We start from the raw sequence: 19,620 nt of genomic DNA, 5'->3' as shown, positions 1-19,620 counted from the left end.
AGAGCCCCGGGTCATTAACTAGTAGTCATTTTGTTGGATTTTTGAACGATGCCAACCATCAATCAATTGATTCGCAAGCCGCGCGAAGCCGCGGTTGTGAAGAGCAAGTCGCCGGCACTGGAAAACTGCCCGCAAAAGCGCGGTGTCTGCACCCGTGTCTACACGACGACCCCGAAGAAGCCGAACTCGGCACTGCGTAAGGTCGCCAAGGTCCGCCTGACCAACGGTTTCGAAGTCATTTCGTACATCGGCGGTGAAGGCCACAACCTGCAGGAACACTCGGTCGTGCTGCTGCGCGGCGGCCGTGTGAAGGACTTGCCGGGTGTGCGTTACCACATGGTCCGCGGTGCACTGGATACCCAGGGCGTGAAAGACCGTAAGCAGGCCCGTTCGAAGTACGGTGCCAAGCGTGCCAAGGCTGCCAAGAAGTAATCTTCTTGCAATCTGGGTAAATTAATATTGAGTTAGTTGAGGCGGCCGGAAGGCCGAGTAAGTGAAGGGCTTTGATGGCCTTTCGCGAGTGCGATAAGCGCTCAACTGAAGACAAAAAGGAATTGAAATGCCACGTCGTCGTGAAGTACCCAAGCGCGAGATTCTGCCGGATCCGAAATTCGGCAACACCGATGTCGCCAAATTCGTCAACGTTCTGATGCTGTCGGGCAAGAAGTCGGTTGCTGAACAGATCATCTACGGTGCATTCGACTACATCCAGACCAAATCGGGCAAGGACCCGCTGGAAGTGTTCGCAACCGCGATCAACAACTGCAAGCCGATGGTCGAGGTGAAATCCCGCCGCGTCGGTGGCGCCAACTACCAGGTGCCGGTTGAAGTGCGTCCGGTTCGCCGTATGGCCCTGTCTATGCGTTGGTTGCGCGAAGCCGCAAACAAGCGTAGCGAGAAATCCATGCAGCAGCGCCTGGGTGGCGAGCTGATGGAAGCAGCAGAAGGCCGCGGCGGCGCGATGAAGCGTCGTGACGAGGTGCACCGCATGGCTGAAGCGAACAAGGCGTTCTCGCACTTCCGCTTCTAAGCAAATGGCCAATCTCTTCGGGGGCAGAACGCCTCCGGGGTGGTGCGGCCATGCAGTATCCGTTGTTCAGGCCGAGCTCATTTTGATCACCAGAATGCTGCTCGGTTTTGTCCATTCAAAAGTTAGGAAAATTTATGGCACGCACTACCCCTATTGAGCGCTACCGTAACATCGGTATCTCCGCTCACATCGACGCCGGTAAGACCACCACCACCGAGCGCATCCTGTTCTACACCGGCGTGAACCACAAGATCGGTGAAGTGCACGACGGTGCAGCTACCATGGACTGGATGGAGCAGGAGCAAGAGCGCGGCATCACCATCACCTCGGCAGCGACGACCTGCTTCTGGAAGGGTATGGCGAACAACTTCGAGCCGCACCGCTTCAACATCATCGACACCCCGGGCCACGTCGACTTCACCATCGAGGTGGAGCGTTCGATGCGCGTCCTGGACGGCGCCTGCATGGTCTACTGCGCCGTGGGTGGCGTGCAGCCGCAGTCGGAAACCGTGTGGCGTCAGGCTAACAAGTACAAGGTCCCGCGTCTGGCATTCGTCAACAAGATGGACCGTACCGGCGCCAACTTCTTCAAGGTGTACGAGCAGATGCGCGCCCGCCTGAAGGCCAACCCGATCCCGCTGCAGATCCCGATCGGCGCCGAAGACAACTTCAAGGGCGTGGTCGACCTGGTCAAGATGAAGGCGATCTACTGGGACGACGCGTCGCAGGGCATGAAGTTCGACTACCGCGACGTGCCGGCCGAGCTGATCGATCAGGCCAACGAATGGCGTGAAAAGCTGGTCGAGACCGCTGCTGAAGCGAACGAAGACCTGATGAACAAGTATCTCGAAGAAGGCGAACTGTCGGAAGCCGAGATCAAGACCGCACTGCGCGCACGTACCATCGCCGGCGAAATCGTCCCGATGATGTGCGGCACCGCCTTCAAGAACAAGGGCGTGCAAGCGATGCTGGACGCCGTCATCGAATACCTGCCGTCGCCGGTCGACATCCCGCCGGTCGCAGGCACCGACGAAGACGACCAGCCGGTCACCCGCAAGGCTGACGACAGCGAGAAATTCGCCGCGCTGGCATTCAAGATCATGACCGACCCGTTCGTCGGCCAGCTGATCTTCTTCCGCGTGTACTCGGGCGTCATCAATTCGGGCGACACCGTCTACAACCCGATCAAGGGCAAGAAGGAACGCGTCGGCCGTATTCTGCAGATGCACGCGAACCAGCGCGAAGAGATCAAGGAAGTCCGCGCAGGCGACATCGCCGCTGCCGTGGGCCTGAAGGAAGCGACGACCGGCGAAACGCTGTGCGACCCGGCTGCCCCGATCATCCTGGAAAAGATGGTGTTCCCGGAGCCGGTGATCCAGCAGGCCGTCGAGCCGAAGACCAAGGCCGACCAGGAAAAGATGGGCCTGGCACTGAACCGTCTGGCTCAGGAAGACCCGTCGTTCCGCGTGCGCACCGACGAAGAATCGGGCCAGACCATCATCGGTGGTATGGGCGAGCTGCACCTGGAGATCATCGTCGACCGCATGAAGCGTGAATTCGGCGTGGAAGCGACCGTCGGCAAGCCGCAGGTTGCCTACCGCGAAACGATCCGCAAGGCCGTCACCGACGTCGAAGGCAAGTTCGTCAAGCAGTCGGGCGGCCGCGGCCAGTACGGTCACGCCGTGCTGAACATCGAACCGCAGGAGCCGGGCAAGGGCTTCGAGTTCGTCGACGCCATCAAGGGCGGTGTGGTGCCGCGCGAATACATCCCGGCAGTCGAGAAGGGTGTGCGCGAGACGCTGTCGACCGGTGTCCTGGCCGGCTACCCGGTGGTGGACGTGAAGGTCACGCTGGTGTTCGGTTCGTACCACGACGTGGACTCGAACGAAAACGCGTTCCGCATGGCCGGTTCGATGGCATTCAAGGACGGCTGCCGCAAGGCGAACCCGGTCATCCTCGAGCCGATGATGGCCGTGGAAGTCGAGACGCCGGAAGACTACGCCGGTACCGTGATGGGCGACCTGTCGTCCCGCCGCGGCATGGTGCAGGGCATGGACGAGATCCCGGGTGGCGGCGGCAAGATCATCAAGGCCGAAGTCCCGCTGTCGGAAATGTTCGGTTACTCGACCGTGCTGCGTTCGGCAACCCAGGGTCGTGCGACCTACACGATGGAATTCAAGCACTATGCTGAAGCACCGAAGCATGTGATGGACGCCATCGTGACGGCAAAAGCCAAGTAATACAACAGACCAACAGGCTGGGCGGTATCCCGTCCGGCCTGAAAAATAATCAGTTGGGGACAGAGCAGAAAGCGGTAAATCCTGCTCTGTCCCGCAAATAATTAAAATATTGTTCTTTTAAAGGAAGATCAAAATGGCAAAGGAAAAATTCGAACGGACCAAGCCGCACGTGAACGTCGGCACCATTGGTCACGTTGACCACGGCAAAACCACCCTGACGGCTGCAATCGCGACCGTTCTGTCGAAGAAATTCGGCGGTGAAGCCAAGGCGTACGACCAGATCGACGCGGCTCCGGAAGAAAAAGCACGCGGCATCACGATCAACACCGCGCACGTCGAGTACGAGACGGCCAACCGCCACTACGCGCACGTCGACTGCCCGGGCCACGCCGACTACATCAAGAACATGATCACCGGTGCCGCCCAGATGGACGGCGCGATCCTGGTGTGCTCCGCCGCTGACGGCCCGATGCCGCAGACCCGCGAACACATCCTGCTGGCTCGCCAGGTGGGTGTTCCGTACATCATCGTGTTCCTGAACAAGTGCGACCTGGTCGACGACGCAGAGCTGCTGGAACTGGTCGAAATGGAAGTGCGCGAACTGCTGTCGAAGTACGAGTTCCCGGGCGACGACCTGCCGATCATCAAGGGTTCGGCACGTATGGCGCTGGAAGGCCAGCCGGGCGAAATGGGCGAAGATTGCATCATCCGCCTGGCTGAAGCCCTGGACACCTACATCCCGACGCCGGAGCGCGCTGTGGACGGTACGTTCCTGATGCCGGTGGAAGACGTGTTCTCGATCTCGGGCCGCGGCACCGTGGTGACCGGCCGTGTCGAGCGCGGTGTGATCAAGGTCGGCGAAGAGATCGAAATCGTCGGCATCACCGACACCGTCAAGACCACCTGCACCGGCGTGGAAATGTTCCGCAAGCTGCTGGATCAAGGTCAAGCTGGCGACAACGTCGGCCTGCTGCTGCGCGGTACCAAGCGTGAAGACGTCCAGCGTGGCCAGGTCCTGGCCAAGCCGGGTTCGATCAAGCCGCACACCGACTTCACGGGCGAAGTGTACGTCCTGTCGAAGGACGAAGGCGGCCGTCACACCCCGTTCTTCAACAACTACCGTCCGCAGTTCTACTTCCGTACGACTGACGTGACCGGTTCGATCGTGCTGCCGGCCGACAAAGAAATGGTCATGCCGGGCGACAACGTGTCGATCACCGTCAAGCTGATCGCTCCGATCGCGATGGAAGAAGGTCTGCGCTTCGCAATCCGCGAAGGCGGCCGTACCGTCGGCGCCGGCGTGGTTGCCAAGATCATCGCTTAATTAGCGATATCGAAGTCGTCGTAAAGAGACAGAAGGGACAGAGCGCAAGTTCTGTCCCTTCCGTCTGTGCAGTAAGGGATAAAACGGTGTTATACTGCCGTCCCCTCCGCAGTAAACGCAGTACCTGACACATTGATTGCCGGCCCGTGTGCCGGTTCGTTCTTTTTTAAGGAAATAGCATGTCCGCTCCGAATCAGAAAATCCGTATCCGCCTGAAAGCGTTCGACTACAAGCTGATCGACCAGTCCGCCCTGGAAATCGTCGACACCGCCAAGCGCACCGGCGCAGTCGTCAAGGGCCCGGTTCCGCTGCCGACCCGCATCCAGCGCTTCGACGTGCTGCGTTCCCCGCACGTGAACAAGACTTCGCGCGACCAGTTCGAAATCCGTACGCACCAGCGTCTGATGGACATCGTGGACCCGACCGACAAGACCGTCGACGCGCTGATGAAGCTGGACCTGCCGGCTGGCGTCGACGTCGAAATCAAGCTGCAGTAATCCGTTTCGAGCGCCACGGCGGCCATGGCCGCCGGCGCATGCAAAACGGCCCATCCGTTATTGGCGGATGGGCCGTTTGCTTTTGGTGCGGCGATCAGGCGGCTTTCCGCGCCAATTCCTCCGCCAGCCGGTTATGTCGCTCCAGCACGACGGGCAGATCGACCGTCCTGAGTACCCCATCCTTCACGACGATTTTCCCGTCGATGATGCTGTGATGTACGTTGGCCGGCGTGCAGAACACGAGCGCCGCCACCGGGTCGTGCAGCCCCCCCGCGAAGCCGACACCATCCAGCTTGAACATCACGATGTCCGCCGCCATGCCGGGCGCGATGCTGCCGATGTCGTCGCGGTTCAGCACTTTCGCGCCGCCCAGCGTGGCCAGTTCCAGCGCCTGGCGCGCCGTCATCGCGTCCGGACCGAAGCCCACGCGCTGCAGCAGCATCGCCTGGCGCACCTCGCCCAGCATGTGCGCGCCGTCGTTCGACGCGCTGCCGTCCACGCCCAGGCCCATGGGCACGCCAAGGTCGACCATCTTGCGTACGGGCGCGATGCCGGACGCGAGCCGCATGTTCGAGCACGGGCAGTGCGCGACGCCGGTGCCGGTCCGCGCGAACAGGTGCATGCCCGCGTCGTCCAGCTGCACGCAGTGCGCATGCCACACGTCGCGGCCCACCCAGCCGCAGTCTTCCGCGTATTCGGCCGGCGTCATATTGAATGTTTCGCGGCTGTAGGCGATGTCGTTGGCGTTTTCCGCCAGGTGCGTGTGCAGCGACACGCCGTGGCTGCGCGCCAGCCGCGCCGCTTCCTTCATCAGGTCGCGCGACACGGAGAACGGCGAGCAGGGCGCCACGACGATGCGTTGCATGGCGTGGCGCGCCGCGTCGTGATAAGTCTCGATCAGGCGTTGCGTGTCCTTCAGGATCGCCGCCTCGCTCTCGACGACGCTGTCCGGCGGCAGGCCCCCTTGCGAGCGGCCCACGCTCATCGCGCCGCGCGCCGCGTGGAAGCGCATGCCGATCGTGTGCGCGGCCTCGATGCTGTCGTCCAGGCGGCAATCGTTCGGGTAGATGTACAGGTGATCGCTGCTCGTCGTGCAGCCCGAGAGGATCAGTTCCGCCATCGCCGTGAGCGTCGATACGTGCACCATTTCTCCCGTCAGGTTCGCCCAGACGGGATACAGGTTCGTCAGCCAGTCGAACAACTCGCCGTCCTGCGCGGCCGGGATCGCGCGCGTGAGGCTTTGATACATGTGGTGATGCGTGTTGACGAGGCCCGGGATGACGACGTGGCCGCGCGCGTCGATGACGTCGTCGGCGTCGTGCGGCAGGTCCGCCGTCGGGCCGACCTGTTCGATGACGTTGTCGCGCACGAACACGGCGCCGTCCGGGATTTCGCGGCGCGCGTCGTCCATCGTCACGAGGACGCGCGCGTTCTTGATCAGGAGCGTTTTGCTCATTGCTTGTTCCACCTTTTTTAAATATTCAACACTGCGGAAACAATGCGCGGGCACTGCGGAAACAATGTCGGGAGTGTCCCCGTCAGACCGCCTCCAAGTCTTTCACCAGCAGCGGCTGGGGGACGTCTTCTTCGTCGTCGTGGACTTCCACGGGACGGTTCGGCAGCACCAGGTTCAACAGGACAGCCATGATGGCGCCCGTGCTGATGCCGGAGCCGAAGATGTCGTTGACGAACGACGGCAGCTTGGCCAGCAGTTCCGGCCGCACGCTGACCGCGAGGCCGCAGCCGATCGACACGGCGATGATGAGGCCCGTGCGCTTGTCGTGCTCGACCTTGCCCAGCATCTGCACGCCCGCCGCGAGGATCATCGCGAACATCATGAGACCGGCGCCGCCCAGCACGGGCTGCGGGATCGTGACGACGACGGCGCCCAGCACCGGGAACAGGCCGGCCAGCGCGAGCATCACGCCGGTCAGCGCGACGACGTGGCGGCTGGCGACGCCCGTCAGCGAGATGACGCCCACGTTCTGCGCGAACGTCGACATCGGCGGCGCGCCGAGCGTCGACGCGAACGCGGAGCCGACGCCGTCGCACAGCACGCCGCGCTTGAGCAGGGTGCCGCGCATCTTCGTCTCCGTCGCGGCGCCCAGCGCCATGAAGGTGCCGGTCGTTTCGACCATCGTGACGACATAGGCCAGGCCCATCGCGAGGATGCCGCTGGGCGGGAAGCTCATGCCGAAGCGCAGCGGCTGCGGCAGCGCGAACACCGCGGCCCGCTGCACGCTCGCGAAGTCGACGATGCCGAGGCCCAGGCAGATGGCGTATCCGATCGCGATGCCGATCACGATGGCCGATGCCGAGACGATGCCCTTGCCGAATTGGACCAGCGCGACGACGACGGCCAGCACGAACAGGGCGATGCCCAGGTGTGTGGGCGCGCCGTAGTCGCCGGCGCCCTTGCCGCCGGCCGCCCAGTCGACGGCGACGGGGACGAGCGACAGGCCGATCATCGTGACGACGACGGCCGTCACCTGGTGCGGGAACAGCTTGCGGATCTGCGGCATGAAGAAGCTGCCGACGATCATGATCACGGAGCCGGCGAGCGAGGACCCGAGGATGCCCGCCACGCCGTGCTCGAAGCCGATGCTGATCGCGGCGCCGACGAAGGCGAAGCTCGTGCCCATCACGCAAGGCAGGCGGATGCCGATCGGGCCGACGCCTTTGCACTGGACGATCGTGACGATGCCCGAGCCCAGCAGCGCCGCGTTGACGAGGGCGACGACCTGGTCCGCGGGCAGTTTGAGGATGGCGCCGACGACGAGCGGCACGGCGATGATGCCGCCGAGCGCGGCCAGCATGTGCTGGGCCGCCAGCAGCGTCGTGGTGAGGAGGGGAGGGCGGTCGTCGACCTTGTACAGCAGGTTGTTCATGTGTGTCTCCGTCGAATGGTGTCCTGGGTACGTCGAGGGAATCCGGACAGTGGAGGACGGTCGACCACGGCAGGCAATCCGTGATGCGGATGCAACCGAAGGGCGGGCGGGGCCGGGATACGGCCGGGAACGCGATGACGTCTCCACGAAGCTTGGGGCCACTCTGCGGCGGCCTTGTATCGAAATCATGATGCCCCCGCATGACAGCACTGTCAACGAATTTGTATACAGTTTCCGTGTCGAAAGAGTCGCATAAAACAGTGTCGCTCAAGAGGGGCGCGCGATATTTTCACACGCTTTGTATACAATTTCTCAAGAGCGTTTTGCGTGAAAATATCAGATCGGCGCCGCTCGCCGCGCCCTCTTGATAAGCCGGATATCGTCCTGATCTTGAATACGGACTGTGCCGGTGGTTGTAATTACTGAAATGCATCGGTGATAATCGCGCCTCAGGAGGAACGCGATGGCGACCATGAAGCAGGTAGCGGAGCGCGCCGGGGTGTCGATCTCCACGGTGTCTCACGTGATCAACAACACACGCGTCGTCAGCGACGACGTGCGCCGGCGCGTGCTGGGCATCATCGACGAGATGCGCTACATCCCGAGCGCCGTCGCGCGCAGCCTCAAGAACGACAAGACCCATACGATCGGCGTGCTCGTGCCGAACTCGTCCAATCCATATTTCGCCGAGCTGATCCGTTGGATCGAGGACGCGGCGTTCGAGCTCGGCTATAACATCATCCTGTGCAACGCGCACGGCGGCGCGCAAAAGCAGACGGCGTATCTGCGCCTGCTGATGGAAAAGCGCATCGATGGCCTCGTGCTCGTCGCCAGCGGCGCCGACGACGAACAGGATTTATTGGTGCGCCACGAAGCGGTCCCGATCGTCCAGCTGGAGCGTGCGCTGCCCGGCCTCGACGCGGACCTGATCCTCGCCGGCCAGGAAGAGGGCGGCCACGCGGCCGCGCGCCATTTGATCGAACTTGGGCACCGCGACATCGCCTGCGTGGCCGGCCCGGCCGACCTGCCGCGCACGCGCGAGCGCGTCGGCGGTTTCCTGCGCGCGATGACGGAGGCCGGGTTGACGGTGCCGCCCGTGCGCATCGTGCACGAGGAATTCACGAGCGCCGGCGGCCATGCGGCCTTTACGCGCCTGCTCGCCGACCCGCATCCGCCGACTGCCGTGTTCGTGACGAGCGACCTGATGGCGCTGGGCGGGTTGTGCGCGGCGGGCGTGGCCGGCGTGCGCGTGCCGGCGCAGTTGTCCGTCGTCGGCTATGACGACATCGCCGGCGCCGGCTACGCGCTGCCGCCGCTGACGACGGTGGCGCCGCCCAAGCGCGCCATGGCCAGTCTCGCGATCGCGCGCCTGATCGAGCGTATCCGCAGCGGCTGCGTGCCGCTGCGCAGCATGGCGCTGCCCAGCACCCTCGTGGTGCGGGCGTCCACGGCACCGCTGCAATAACAGGTACGAGTTAGCTGGCCGCCGGGGCTGGCGGCGCCACCGCTTCCGGCGCGCGGACGTCGTGCATGTACAGGGTCTGGGTCGGGAAGGCGAACTCGATGCCCTCGGCCGCGAACCGGTCCATGATCTGCAGATAGATTTCCTGCTGGATGTTCATGTAGACGTTGAAATCCGCCGTCTCCACCCAGTACACGACGTCGAAGTTCAGCGACGAGGCCGCCATGCCGCTGAAGTGGGCGCGGTCGAACGTCACGGGTGCCTGGCTGTTGACGATGTCCGTCAACATGGCCGGGATGCGGCGCAGCGTGGCTGTCGGCGTGTCGTAGGTGACGGTGACGGTGAACACGGCGCGGCGCCGGTTCATGCGCGTCATGTTCTGCAGGCGGCTCTTCAGCAGGTCGGCGTTCGAGAACACGAGCTGCTCGCCGCCCAGGCTGCGCAGCCGGGTCGTCTTGAGGCCCACGTATTCCACGGTGCCCAGGTATTTGTCGACGATGATGAAGTCGCCGATGACGAACGGCTTGTCGAGCACGATGGAGAGCGACGCGAACAGGTCGCCGAGGATGTTCTGGACGGCCAGTGCCACCGCAATACCGCCGATACCCAGCGAGGCGACGAGCGTCGTGATGTTGACGCCGAGATTGTCCAGCACCATCAGCAACAGCACGGTCCACAGCACGGTCTGCGCAATGAAGCCGACGGCGGCCGCCGACGTGGCGCGGGCCGGATCGCCGGCGCGGTTCTGGTAATAATCCGTCAGCCAGGCGCGCAGCGCGCGGTGGCCCCACAGCGCGGCCTGGACGAGGCCCGTGACGATGGCCGCGCGCACCGCGAACACGTCCACTTCCGGCGGCAATACGAGAAACTTACTGCCGGCAAACAGGCCCATGATGACGATGGCCAGCAGCCGCGTGCCGTCGAGCGCCTCGACGGCGATGTCGTCCAGCCGCGTCTCCGTGCGTTCGGCCAGCTTGCGCATGTGGTGCACGCCGACTCGCTTGGTGATGTACAGCGCCAGCGCGACGCCGGCCGCGATGCCGAGGGCCGTGAGCCAGGCGAGTGTCGTGTTGTTGAAGAACACCAAATTCATCCGATCATCCTTTCGTTGTCCTTGCGGGGCACTATTGTAAGGGCTCGATGTGACGCACAAGTTTTTGAGGATGGCTATTGCGCTTTGCTAAAACATGCTCGTATAATGCGGCTCCCCGGGCGGTTAGTTCAGCTGGTTAGAATACTTGGTCGACATCCAAGGGGTCGCAGGTTCGAATCCTGCACCGCCCACCAGAATTCCTCCATGTCGCAGGCCTCGAGCCTGTAGAGAAAAAGTGCCAAGGTGCTTTTTCTGTGCCGTTCAGCTCGAACGGATTCTCTGATCTCCATGACTCTAGCGTAAAACGCAACAGGCTGCGTCAACTCCGCATTCTCTTGTTGCGCCTATCCGCAGCGCGCGCTATACTAGCCGGCTTCGGTATGGGCCTGTCTTTTTTTGGCCCATGCGTTTTTAGCGGAAGTTTCAAAGCTTCCGATAGTCAACTAGCCCCGCCCAATCGTAGGTGGGAATGGAGAAAAAATGAGCCTGGGCCTTCTCGGTCGCAAGGTTGGCATGATGCGTATCTTCACGGACGACGGCGATTCGATTCCCGTCACCGTGCTGGACGTGTCGAACAACCGTGTTGCGCAAATCAAAACTCCTGAAACTGATGGTTATGCCGCAGTTCAGGTCGTCTTCGGTCAACGTCGCGCTTCCCGCGTGAACAAGGCCGCCGCCGGTCACTACGCCAAAGCTGGCGTCGAAGCCGGCACGATGCTGAAGGAATTCCGCGTCGAAGCCGCTCAAGCCGCTGGTTTCAAAGCTGGCGACGCAGTCAATGTCTCGATGTTCGAAGTGGGCCAGAAAATCGACGTGCAAGGCACCTCGATCGGTAAGGGCTACGCCGGTACCATCAAGCGCCACAACTTCGCGTCGGGTCGTCAGACCCACGGTAACTCGCGTTCGCACAACGTTCCTGGCTCCATCGGTATGGCGCAGGATCCGGGCCGCGTGTTCCCGGGCAAGCGCATGACCGGTCACATGGGTGATGTCACTGTCACCACCCAGAACCTGGAAATCGCCCGTATCGACGCCGAGCGTCAACTGCTGCTGGTTAAGGGTGCCGTTCCTGGCGCCAAGAACGGTCAAGTGATCGTCAAGCCTGCAGTCAAGGTCAAAGCCAAGAAAGGAGCATAAGCGATGGAACTCAAGCTCCTGAATGAGCAAGGTCAAGCTGGCGCCGCAGTCAACGCCGCCGACACCGTGTTCGGCCGTGATTACAACGAAGCCCTGATCCACCAGATCGTGGTCGCCTACGCCGCCAACGCGCGCAGCGGCAACCGCAAGCAGAAGGATCGTGAAGAAGTCTCCCACACGACCAAGAAGCCGTGGCGTCAAAAAGGTACGGGCCGCGCTCGTGCCGGTATGTCGTCGTCGCCGCTGTGGCGTGGCGGTGGTCGCATCTTCCCGAACTCGCCGGACGAGAACTTCTCGCACAAGGTCAACAAGAAGATGCATCGCGCAGGTATCTGCTCGATCTTCTCGCAGCTGGCCCGCGAAGACCGCCTGAACGTCATCGAGAACCTGACCGTCGAAGCCCCGAAGACCAAGCTGCTGTCGCAAAAGCTGCAGGGCATGGGTCTGGACTCGGTCCTGGTGATCACCGACACCATCGATGAAAACCTGCTGCTGGCATCGCGCAACCTGCCGAACGTGCTGGTTGTCGAGCCGAAGCATGCCGACCCGATGTCGCTGGTGTTCTACAAGAAAGTCCTGGTCACCAAAGCTGCTCTGGCCAAGATCGAGGAGATGTACGCATGAGCGCCGCAATCAAATTCAGCGAAGAGCGCCTGATGAAGGTGCTGCTGGCTCCGGTCATTTCCGAAAAGGCGACCTTCGTCGCGGAAAAGAACGAACAGATCGTGTTCAAGGTCCTGCCGGACGCGACCAAGCCGGAAATCAAAGCCGCCGTCGAACTGCTGTTCAAGGTACAAGTGGAATCGGTGCAGACCGTGAACCGCGAAGGCAAGCAGAAGCGTTCGGGCCGTTTCACCGGCCGTCGCAACCACACCAAGCGCGCTTTCGTGGCCCTGAAGCCGGGCCAGGAAATCAATTTTGTCGAGGAGGCTAAATAATGGCACTCGTTAAGATGAAGCCAACCTCCCCAGGCCGCCGCGGCATGGTGAAGGTTGTGAACGCCGACCTGTACAAGGGTCGCCCGTTCGCAGCCCTGGTTGAGAAGAAATCGAAGACCGCTGGCCGCAATAACAACGGTCACATCACCACCCGCCACATCGGCGGTGGTCACAAGCACCACTACCGCGTGGTCGACTTCAAGCGCAACAAGGACGGTATCCCGGCCAAGGTCGAGCGCATCGAGTACGACCCGAACCGCAGCGCGCACATCGCTCTGGTGTGCTACGCCGACGGTCACCGCGCGTACATCATCGCCACCAAGGGCATGGCCGTGGGCGATACCGTCATGAACGGCTCGGAAGCGCCGATCAAGTCGGGTAACTGCCTGCCGATCCGTAACATTCCGGTCGGCACCACCATGCACTGCGTCGAAATGCTGCCGGGTAAGGGTGCTCAGATGGCCCGTACCGCAGGCGCCGGCGTCGTGCTGATGGCCCGCGAAGGTACCTACGCCCAGGTCCGCCTGCGCTCGGGTGAAGTGCGCCGCGTGCACATCGAGTGCCGCGCGACGGTTGGCGAAGTCGGCAACGGCGAGCACAACCTGCGCAAGATTGGTAAAGCCGGTGCAATGCGCTGGCGCGGTGTCCGTCCGACCGTTCGCGGTGTCGTGATGAACCCGATCGACCACCCGCACGGTGGTGGTGAAGGTCGTACGGCTGCCGGTCGTCACCCGGTGTCGCCATGGGGCCAGCAGACGAAGGGCAAGAAGACGCGTTCGAACAAGCGTACTTCTTCGATGATCGTTTCGCGCCGCGGCAAGAAATAAGGATAAGACATGACTCGTTCATTGAAAAAAGGGCCGTTCATCGACGCCCACCTGGTGAAAAAAGTCGAGACCGCGCAAGCGACCAAAGACAAGAAGCCAGTCAAAACCTGGTCGCGCCGCTCGACGATCACCCCGGACTTCATCGGTCTGACGATCGCCGTTCACAACGGTAAAGTGCACGTGCCGGTGTACGTGTCCGAGAACATGGTGGGTCACAAGCTGGGCGAATTCGCCCTGACCCGCACGTTCAAGGGCCACGCCGCTGACAAGAAGGCGAAGAAATAATGGAAACCAAAGCTATCCTCAAAGGCGTCCGCCTGTCGGAACAGAAAGGCCGCCTCGTCGCCGATCTGATCCGCGGCAAGAAAGTCGACGCCGCGCTGAACATCCTGCAGTTCAGCCCGAAGAAAGGCGCGACCATCATCAAGAAGGTGCTGGAGTCCGCAATCGCGAACGCCGAGCACAACGATGGTGCCGACATCGACGAACTGAAGGTCGTTCAGATCTATGTCGAAAAGGGCCCGATCCTGAAGCGCTTTACGGCACGTGCCAAAGGCCGCGGTGATCGCATTTCGAAACAATCCTGTCACATCTTCGTGACTGTCGGTAACTAAGGAGTCACACGATGGGTCAGAAAATCCACCCAACCGGCTTCCGCCTGGCGGTCACCCGTAACTGGGCATCGCGCTGGTACGCTGGCAACGGCAATTTCGCCGACATGCTGAAGGAAGACCTGGAAGCTCGCGCTTTCCTGAAGAAGAAGCTGAAGAACGCCTCCGTCGGCCGCATCGTCATCGAGCGTCCTGCCAAGAACGCGCGCTTCACGATCTACTCGTCGCGTCCGGGCGTCGTCATCGGCAAGAAGGGCGAAGACATCGAAGTCCTGAAGTCGTCGCTGACGAAGATCATGGGCGTGCCCGTGCACGTCAATATCGAAGAAATCCGCAAGCCGGAAATCGACTCGCAGCTGATCGCCGACTCGATCGCCCAGCAGCTCGAAAAACGTATCATGTTCCGTCGCGCCATGAAGCGCGCGATGCAGAACGCGATGCGTCTGGGCGCTGTCGGCATCAAGATCATGTCGTCGGGCCGTCTGAACGGCATCGAGATCGCACGTACCGAATGGTACCGCGAAGGCCGTGTGCCCCTGCACACCCTGCGCGCCGACATCGACTACGGCACCAGCGAAGCCTCGACCACGTACGGCATCATCGGCGTGAAAGTCTGGGTTTACAAGGGCGACCGTTCGCCGACCGGCGAAGCACCGGTGATCGACGTTCCGGCCGACGAGAAAAAGCCGCGCGGTCCGCGTCGTGACGACGGCAAGCCGGCCGGCCGTGGCCGCCCGGGCGCCAAGCCAGGTACCGCACCCGCAGGCCGCCGCGCTGCCAAGCCGGCTGCTGAGAAAGCAGGAGAATAAGCATGCTGCAGCCATCCCGCAGAAAGTATCGTAAAGAGCAGAAAGGCCGCAACACCGGCATTTCGCACACCCGCGGCACGTCGGTGTCGTTCGGCGAATTCGGCCTGAAGGCGATTGCCCGCGGCCGTATCACCGCGCGCCAGATCGAAGCTGCACGTCGTGCCATGACCCGTCACATCAAGCGTGGCGGTCGTATCTGGATCCGTATCTTCCCGGACAAGCCGATCTCGAACAAGCCGGCTGAAGTCCGTATGGGTAACGGTAAAGGTAATCCGGAGTACTACGTGGCCGAGATCCAGCCGGGCAAGGTCCTGTACGAAATGGACGGTGTCGCCGAAGAACTGGCGCGCGAAGCATTCCGCCTGGCTGCCGCCAAACTGCCGCTGGCGACGACGTTTGTCGTGCGTCAAGTCGGCCAATAACAGGAGTTAAGAATGAAAGCAACGGAACTCCGCGGCAAGGACCAGGCAGCTCTGCAACAAGAGCTGAATGAGCTGCTGAAGGCACAGTTCGGCCTGCGCATGCAAATCGCTACGCAGCAACTGACGAACACCGCCCAGCTCAAGAAGGTGCGCCGCGATATCGCGCGTGTCAAGACCGTGATGAACCAGAAGGAAGCCAAATGAACGACACCACTAAAACGGCGCTGAAGCGTACGCTGGTCGGCAAAGTCGTGTCCGACAAGATGGACAAGACGGTGACCGTGCTGATCGAACGTCACGTCAAGCACCCGCTGTACGGCAAGATCATCGTGCGCTCGAACAAGTATCACGCGCACGACGAGACCAACCAGGCGAAAATCGGCGACACCGTCGAGATCGCGGAAGGTCGCCCGATCTCGAAGACGAAGGCTTGGACCCTGACCAAAGTTCTGCAGGTCGCACCGGTTCTGTAATGCCTGAAGAGGCGTTGTCACAACGCTTCTAAAATTTGTCTTGCGTGGCCCGCTGGTATGTGGAATACTAGCGGGCTTCGTTCATGTGTTGCCGCAGTTTGTCCTTCGGTAACTGCGGCCTGCAACGAACATTGGAAAGTCCAATCACCCAAACGTATGCGCTCGCAATGAGTGCGGACGGCGGGACCAAGACTGACCGCAGGCCTACGGTTTTCCGTGGGGTTTCTTCGGCTTAAGTTGGGAAAGAAAATATCATGATTCAAACCGAAAGCCGGCTCGAAGTGGCCGACAATACCGGTGCAAAAGAAGTTTTGTGCATCAAGGTATTGGGCGGCTCCAAACGCCGTTACGCCAGTATTGGCGACGTGATCAAGGTCACCGTGAAGCAAGCTGCTCCGCGCGGCCGCGTCAAGAAAGGTGAAATCTACAACGCCGTGGTCGTGCGTACCGCTAAAGGTGTGCGCCGCCAGGACGGCTCCCTGGTGAAGTTCGACGGCAACGCCGCCGTCTTGCTGAACAACAAGCTGGAGCCGATCGGTACCCGCATCTTTGGACCGGTGACGCGCGAACTGCGCACCGAGAAGTTCATGAAGATCGTGTCCCTGGCACCGGAAGTTCTGTAAGGGAGCAGCAATGGATAAGATTCGTAAAAACGACGAAGTCATCGTTCTGGCCGGCAAAGACAAGGGCAAGCGCGGTGTCGTTCAGCAGCGTGTAGATGCTGAGCACGTCATCGTCGAGGGCGTGAACGTGGCCAAGAAGGCCGTCAAGCCGAACCCGATGACCGGCGTAACTGGTGGTATCGTCGACAAGACCATGCCGATTCACGTGTCGAACGTCGCGCTGTTCAACGCAGCGACCGGCAAGGCTGATCGCGTTGGCTTCAAAGAAGTGGATGGCAAAAAAGTCCGCGTCTTCAAGTCGAACGGCGAAGTAGTGAAAGGGTAATGAGAAATGGCCCGTCTCCAACAACTGTATAAAGACAAAGTCGTCGCTGAACTGACCGAAAAATTCGGTTACAAGTCGGTGATGGAAGTGCCGCGCCTGACCAAGATCACCCTGAACATGGGTCTGTCGGAAGCTGTCGCCGACAAGAAGATCATCGAGCACGCAACCGGCGACCTGACGAAGATCGCCGGCCAAAAGCCGGTCGTGACCAAGGCTCGCAAGGCAATCGCAGGTTTCAAGATCCGCGAAGGCTACCCGATCGGCACGATGGTGACCCTGCGCGGCGCCCGCATGTACGAATTCCTGGATCGTTTCATCACCGTGGCCCTGCCGCGCGTGCGTGACTTCCGTGGCGTCAGCGGCAAATCGTTCGACGGTCGCGGCAACTACAACATCGGCGTCAAAGAGCAGATCATCTTCCCGGAAATCGATTACGACAAGATCGATGCGCTGCGTGGCATGAACATCTCGATCACCACGACCGCTAAGACCGACGAAGAAGCCAAAGCGCTGCTCGCCGCATTCAAATTCCCGTTCCGGAACTAAGAACATGGCAAAACTTGCACTGATTAACCGCGAACAGAAGCGTGCAGACCTGGTGGAGAAATTCGCCGCAAAGCGTGCCGCTCTGAAAGCAATCATCGACGACCAGTCGAAGACCGAAGAAGAGCGTTACGAAGCACGCCTGAAGCTGCAGGCCCTGCCGCGTAACTCGGCCCCGTCGCGCCAGCGTAACCGCTGCGCCATCACCGGCCGTCCCCGTGGCACTTTCCGTAAATTCGGTCTGGCCCGTACCAAACTCCGCGAATTCGCCATGAAAGGCGAAATCCCGGGTATGACCAAAGCTAGCTGGTAATAGGAGAATAAGCAATGAGTATGAGCGATCCTATCGCCGATATGCTGACCCGTATTCGCAACGCGCAGGGCGTGCAGAAGACCACCGTCGAAATGCCGTCGTCGAAGCTGAAAGTTGCGATTGCCAACGTCCTGAAGGATGAGGGTTACATCGAAGATTACGCCGTGTCCAACGAAGGTGGCAAGGCTGAACTGAAAATCGGTTTGAAGTACTACGTCGGCCGTCCGGTTATCGAGCGCATCGAGCGCGTCTCCCGTCCTGGCCTGCGCATCTACAAGGGCAAGGATGAGATCCCCCAGGTCATGAACGGCCTGGGCGTGGCGATCGTCTCGACCCCGAAGGGTGTGATGACCGACCGCAAAGCACGCGCAACCGGTGTCGGTGGCGAAGTGATTTGCTACGTGGCTTAAGGAGTAGACGATGTCTCGAGTAGCTAAGATGCCAATCGCCGTCCCGGCCGGTACCGATGTCGCGATCAACGCGTCGTCGATCACCGTCAAGGGCCCGCTGGGCACCCTGACCCAGTCGCTGAACGGCCTGGTCAAAGTGGAAAACAACAACGGCACGCTGACCTTCGACGTGATCGACGATTCGCGTGAATCGAACGCCATGTCGGGCACCCTGCGTGCACTGGTGAACAACATGGTGACCGGTGTCACCAAAGGTTTCGAAAAGCGCCTGACCCTGGTCGGCGTGGGTTACAAGGCCGCCGTCCAAGGCAACGCCCTGAACCTGTCGCTGGGCTTCTCGCACCCGGTCCTGCACGCGATGCCGGAAGGCGTCACCGCAGCGACCCCGACCCCGACCGAGATCCTGATCAAGGGTATCGACCGTCAAAAGGTCGGCCAGGTTGCCGCAGAAGTGCGTGCTTACCGCTCGCCTGAGCCGTACAAAGGCAAGGGTGTCCGTTATGCGGACGAAGTGGTGAAGCTTAAAGAAACCAAGAAGAAATAATCGGAGCTGACGATGGACAAGAAAGAATCGCGTCTGCGTCGCGGACGCCAAACCCGCATCAAGATCGCGCAGCTGGGCGTGAACCGCCTGTCGGTGCATCGCACCAACCTGCACATCTATGCGAACCTGATCAGCCCGGATGCGAAGGTCCTGGTTTCGGCTTCGACGCTGGAAGCAGAAGTGCGCGCCGAGCTGGGCGGCAAGTCGGGTGCGGGCGGCAACGCCGCCGCAGCCGCACTGGTTGGCAAGCGCGTCGCAGAAAAAGCACTGAAAGCAGGGATCACCGAAGTCGCATTCGACCGTTCGGGTTTCCGTTACCACGGCCGTGTGAAGGCGCTGGCAGAAGCCGCGCGCGAAGCTGGTCTGAAGTTCTAAGGAAGAATCGTCATGGCAAAAATGCAAGCGAAAATGGCAAGCGACAAGCCGGATGATGGCATGCGCGAGAAAATGATCGCGATCAACCGCGTCACCAAGGTGGTGAAGGGTGGTCGTATCATGGGTTTTGCAGCGCTGACCGTTGTCGGTGACGGCGATGGCCGCATCGGCATGGGCAAAGGCAAGTCGAAGGAAGTTCCGGTCGGCGTGCAGAAAGCGATGGAAGAAGCCCGCCGCAACCTGATCAAGGTGCCCCTCAAGAACGGCACGCTGCAGCACACCGTCACCGGCCGTCACGGCGCGTCGCGCGTGCTGATGGCGCCGGCCAAGCCGGGTACCGGCGTGATCGCAGGCGGCGCAATGCGCGCCATCTTCGAAGTGATGGGCGTGACCGACGTCGTCGCCAAGTCGACCGGTTCGTCGAACCCGTACAACCTGGTTCGCGCGACCCTCGACGGTCTGGCAAAAATGAGCACTCCGGCCGACATCGCTGCCAAGCGTGGCAAGTCGGTGGAAGAGATCCTGGGTTAAGGGGAATACCATGGCAAACACCATCAAAATCAAGCTGGTCAAAGGCCTGATCGGTACCCGTCAGGATCACCGCGCCACCGTGCGCGGTCTGGGTCTGCGTCGTGTCAACTCGGTTTCCGAGCTGCAGGACACCCCGGCGATCCGCGGCATGATCAACAAGGTCAACTACCTCGTGAAAATTGTCGACTAAGCTTAGGCTTGGTCA

Annotated in this window: 28 protein-coding genes and 1 tRNA gene; 26 read left to right on the top strand and 3 right to left on the bottom strand. The window is 61.3% G+C overall.

The window, feature by feature from the left end; all coding sequences use genetic code 11:
* Window positions 1-48 precede the first annotated feature (48 nt).
* The 5 genes from rpsL (at window position 49) to rpsJ (ending at window position 5,091) form a co-directional block, all read left to right on the top strand.
* The gene (gene rpsL, locus ISF28_RS14895; protein WP_005663517.1) at window positions 49-432 is read left to right on the top strand and encodes a 30S ribosomal protein S12; all 384 of its coding nucleotides are present in this window, start codon (window positions 49-51) and stop codon (window positions 430-432) included.
* Window positions 433-559: 127 nt separating this feature from the next.
* Window positions 560-1,030 carry a 30S ribosomal protein S7 gene (gene rpsG, locus ISF28_RS14890; protein ID WP_198117956.1) on the top strand — a complete coding sequence of 157 codons (471 nt, stop codon included), beginning with the start codon at window positions 560-562 and terminating at the stop codon, window positions 1,028-1,030.
* 134 nt (window positions 1,031-1,164) lie between these two features.
* A complete protein-coding gene (gene fusA, locus ISF28_RS14885; RefSeq protein ID WP_198117955.1) occupies window positions 1,165-3,270 on the top strand; it encodes an elongation factor G in 2,106 nt (701 codons plus the stop codon).
* Between the two features lie 133 nt (window positions 3,271-3,403).
* Window positions 3,404-4,594 (top strand): elongation factor Tu, encoded by a 1,191-nt coding sequence (tuf, locus tag ISF28_RS14880; protein WP_198117954.1) that lies wholly within the window; start codon window positions 3,404-3,406, stop codon window positions 4,592-4,594.
* A gap of 179 nt (window positions 4,595-4,773) precedes the next feature.
* Entirely contained in the window at window positions 4,774-5,091 is a 318-nt protein-coding gene (gene rpsJ / locus ISF28_RS14875) for a 30S ribosomal protein S10 (RefSeq protein WP_005663509.1), read from the top strand.
* 94 nt (window positions 5,092-5,185) lie between these two features.
* Here rpsJ and ISF28_RS14870 read toward each other — a convergent pair whose 3' ends face one another.
* Both ISF28_RS14870 and ISF28_RS14865 read right to left on the bottom strand, forming a co-directional pair.
* Window positions 5,186-6,547: an 8-oxoguanine deaminase gene (locus ISF28_RS14870; protein ID WP_198117953.1), complete on the bottom strand. Its 1,362-nt coding sequence runs from the start codon at window positions 6,545-6,547 to the stop codon at window positions 5,186-5,188.
* 82 nt (window positions 6,548-6,629) lie between these two features.
* Complete coding sequence (locus ISF28_RS14865; RefSeq protein ID WP_198117952.1) at window positions 6,630-7,979, bottom strand: nucleobase:cation symporter-2 family protein; 1,350 nt, start codon at window positions 7,977-7,979, stop codon at window positions 6,630-6,632.
* Between the two features lie 463 nt (window positions 7,980-8,442).
* Between ISF28_RS14865 and ISF28_RS14860 the strand changes: the two genes are divergently transcribed.
* The gene (locus ISF28_RS14860; protein WP_229519100.1) at window positions 8,443-9,444 is read left to right on the top strand and encodes a LacI family DNA-binding transcriptional regulator; all 1,002 of its coding nucleotides are present in this window, start codon (window positions 8,443-8,445) and stop codon (window positions 9,442-9,444) included.
* Between the two features lie 10 nt (window positions 9,445-9,454).
* On the opposite strand, the gene ISF28_RS14855 is transcribed toward ISF28_RS14860, so the two are convergent.
* On the bottom strand, window positions 9,455-10,534 hold the full coding sequence (locus ISF28_RS14855; protein WP_198117951.1) for a mechanosensitive ion channel family protein: 1,080 nt from the start codon (window positions 10,532-10,534) through the stop codon (window positions 9,455-9,457).
* 117 nt (window positions 10,535-10,651) lie between these two features.
* Here ISF28_RS14855 and ISF28_RS14850 point away from each other — a divergent pair.
* The 20 genes from ISF28_RS14850 (at window position 10,652) to rpmD (ending at window position 19,605) form a co-directional block, all read left to right on the top strand.
* Window positions 10,652-10,728: transfer RNA gene (locus ISF28_RS14850), tRNA-Val, on the top strand.
* 286 nt (window positions 10,729-11,014) lie between these two features.
* On the top strand, window positions 11,015-11,671 hold the full coding sequence (rplC, locus tag ISF28_RS14845) for a 50S ribosomal protein L3 (RefSeq protein ID WP_198117950.1): 657 nt from the start codon (window positions 11,015-11,017) through the stop codon (window positions 11,669-11,671).
* Window positions 11,672-11,674: 3 nt separating this feature from the next.
* Window positions 11,675-12,295, top strand: a complete 621-nt coding sequence (gene rplD, locus ISF28_RS14840) for a 50S ribosomal protein L4 (protein ID WP_166857981.1) — start codon at window positions 11,675-11,677, stop codon at window positions 12,293-12,295.
* Window positions 12,292-12,609, top strand: a complete 318-nt coding sequence (gene rplW / locus ISF28_RS14835; protein ID WP_198117949.1) for a 50S ribosomal protein L23 — start codon at window positions 12,292-12,294, stop codon at window positions 12,607-12,609. The genes rplD and rplW overlap by 4 nt, the downstream gene beginning before the upstream one ends.
* Window positions 12,609-13,436, top strand: coding sequence for a 50S ribosomal protein L2 (gene rplB, locus ISF28_RS14830; protein WP_091663821.1), 828 nt, complete (start codon window positions 12,609-12,611; stop codon window positions 13,434-13,436). Before rplW ends, rplB begins: the two co-directional genes overlap by 1 nt.
* A gap of 9 nt (window positions 13,437-13,445) precedes the next feature.
* Complete coding sequence (rpsS, locus tag ISF28_RS14825; RefSeq protein ID WP_141835699.1) at window positions 13,446-13,721, top strand: 30S ribosomal protein S19; 276 nt, start codon at window positions 13,446-13,448, stop codon at window positions 13,719-13,721.
* The gene (gene rplV, locus ISF28_RS14820) at window positions 13,718-14,050 is read left to right on the top strand and encodes a 50S ribosomal protein L22 (protein ID WP_179966292.1); all 333 of its coding nucleotides are present in this window, start codon (window positions 13,718-13,720) and stop codon (window positions 14,048-14,050) included. Before rpsS ends, rplV begins: the two co-directional genes overlap by 4 nt.
* Before the next feature lie 11 nt (window positions 14,051-14,061).
* Complete coding sequence (gene rpsC / locus ISF28_RS14815; protein ID WP_036240339.1) at window positions 14,062-14,856, top strand: 30S ribosomal protein S3; 795 nt, start codon at window positions 14,062-14,064, stop codon at window positions 14,854-14,856.
* 2 nt (window positions 14,857-14,858) lie between these two features.
* Window positions 14,859-15,278, top strand: coding sequence for a 50S ribosomal protein L16 (gene rplP / locus ISF28_RS14810; protein WP_198117948.1), 420 nt, complete (start codon window positions 14,859-14,861; stop codon window positions 15,276-15,278).
* A 12-nt stretch (window positions 15,279-15,290) separates the two neighbouring features.
* Entirely contained in the window at window positions 15,291-15,482 is a 192-nt protein-coding gene (rpmC, locus tag ISF28_RS14805; RefSeq protein WP_036240341.1) for a 50S ribosomal protein L29, read from the top strand.
* Window positions 15,479-15,751 carry a 30S ribosomal protein S17 gene (gene rpsQ, locus ISF28_RS14800; RefSeq protein WP_036240344.1) on the top strand — a complete coding sequence of 91 codons (273 nt, stop codon included), beginning with the start codon at window positions 15,479-15,481 and terminating at the stop codon, window positions 15,749-15,751. Before rpmC ends, rpsQ begins: the two co-directional genes overlap by 4 nt.
* 254 nt (window positions 15,752-16,005) lie before the next feature.
* Window positions 16,006-16,374 carry a 50S ribosomal protein L14 gene (gene rplN, locus ISF28_RS14795; RefSeq protein WP_036240346.1) on the top strand — a complete coding sequence of 123 codons (369 nt, stop codon included), beginning with the start codon at window positions 16,006-16,008 and terminating at the stop codon, window positions 16,372-16,374.
* 10 nt (window positions 16,375-16,384) lie between these two features.
* Entirely contained in the window at window positions 16,385-16,699 is a 315-nt protein-coding gene (rplX, locus tag ISF28_RS14790; RefSeq protein ID WP_036240348.1) for a 50S ribosomal protein L24, read from the top strand.
* 6 nt (window positions 16,700-16,705) lie between these two features.
* Entirely contained in the window at window positions 16,706-17,245 is a 540-nt protein-coding gene (gene rplE / locus ISF28_RS14785) for a 50S ribosomal protein L5 (RefSeq protein ID WP_075794238.1), read from the top strand.
* Between the two features lie 4 nt (window positions 17,246-17,249).
* Window positions 17,250-17,555, top strand: coding sequence for a 30S ribosomal protein S14 (rpsN, locus tag ISF28_RS14780; protein WP_075794239.1), 306 nt, complete (start codon window positions 17,250-17,252; stop codon window positions 17,553-17,555).
* Window positions 17,556-17,569: 14 nt separating this feature from the next.
* A complete protein-coding gene (gene rpsH, locus ISF28_RS14775) occupies window positions 17,570-17,965 on the top strand; it encodes a 30S ribosomal protein S8 (RefSeq protein WP_198117947.1) in 396 nt (131 codons plus the stop codon).
* Window positions 17,966-17,975: 10 nt separating this feature from the next.
* The gene (gene rplF, locus ISF28_RS14770) at window positions 17,976-18,509 is read left to right on the top strand and encodes a 50S ribosomal protein L6 (RefSeq protein WP_198117946.1); all 534 of its coding nucleotides are present in this window, start codon (window positions 17,976-17,978) and stop codon (window positions 18,507-18,509) included.
* A gap of 12 nt (window positions 18,510-18,521) precedes the next feature.
* The gene (gene rplR / locus ISF28_RS14765) at window positions 18,522-18,884 is read left to right on the top strand and encodes a 50S ribosomal protein L18 (RefSeq protein ID WP_036240357.1); all 363 of its coding nucleotides are present in this window, start codon (window positions 18,522-18,524) and stop codon (window positions 18,882-18,884) included.
* Window positions 18,885-18,896: 12 nt separating this feature from the next.
* Window positions 18,897-19,415 carry a 30S ribosomal protein S5 gene (rpsE, locus tag ISF28_RS14760; RefSeq protein WP_047826112.1) on the top strand — a complete coding sequence of 173 codons (519 nt, stop codon included), beginning with the start codon at window positions 18,897-18,899 and terminating at the stop codon, window positions 19,413-19,415.
* Between the two features lie 10 nt (window positions 19,416-19,425).
* The gene (rpmD, locus tag ISF28_RS14755; RefSeq protein WP_036172219.1) at window positions 19,426-19,605 is read left to right on the top strand and encodes a 50S ribosomal protein L30; all 180 of its coding nucleotides are present in this window, start codon (window positions 19,426-19,428) and stop codon (window positions 19,603-19,605) included.
* Window positions 19,606-19,620 lie beyond the last annotated feature (15 nt).

Source organism: Massilia rhizosphaerae (assembly GCF_016093545.1).
In the GTDB taxonomy this organism is placed as follows: domain Bacteria; phylum Pseudomonadota; class Gammaproteobacteria; order Burkholderiales; family Burkholderiaceae_D; genus Telluria; species Telluria rhizosphaerae.
The sequence above is the reverse complement of the archived record's forward strand: the minus strand, read 5'-3'. Positions and strand labels throughout refer to the sequence as shown.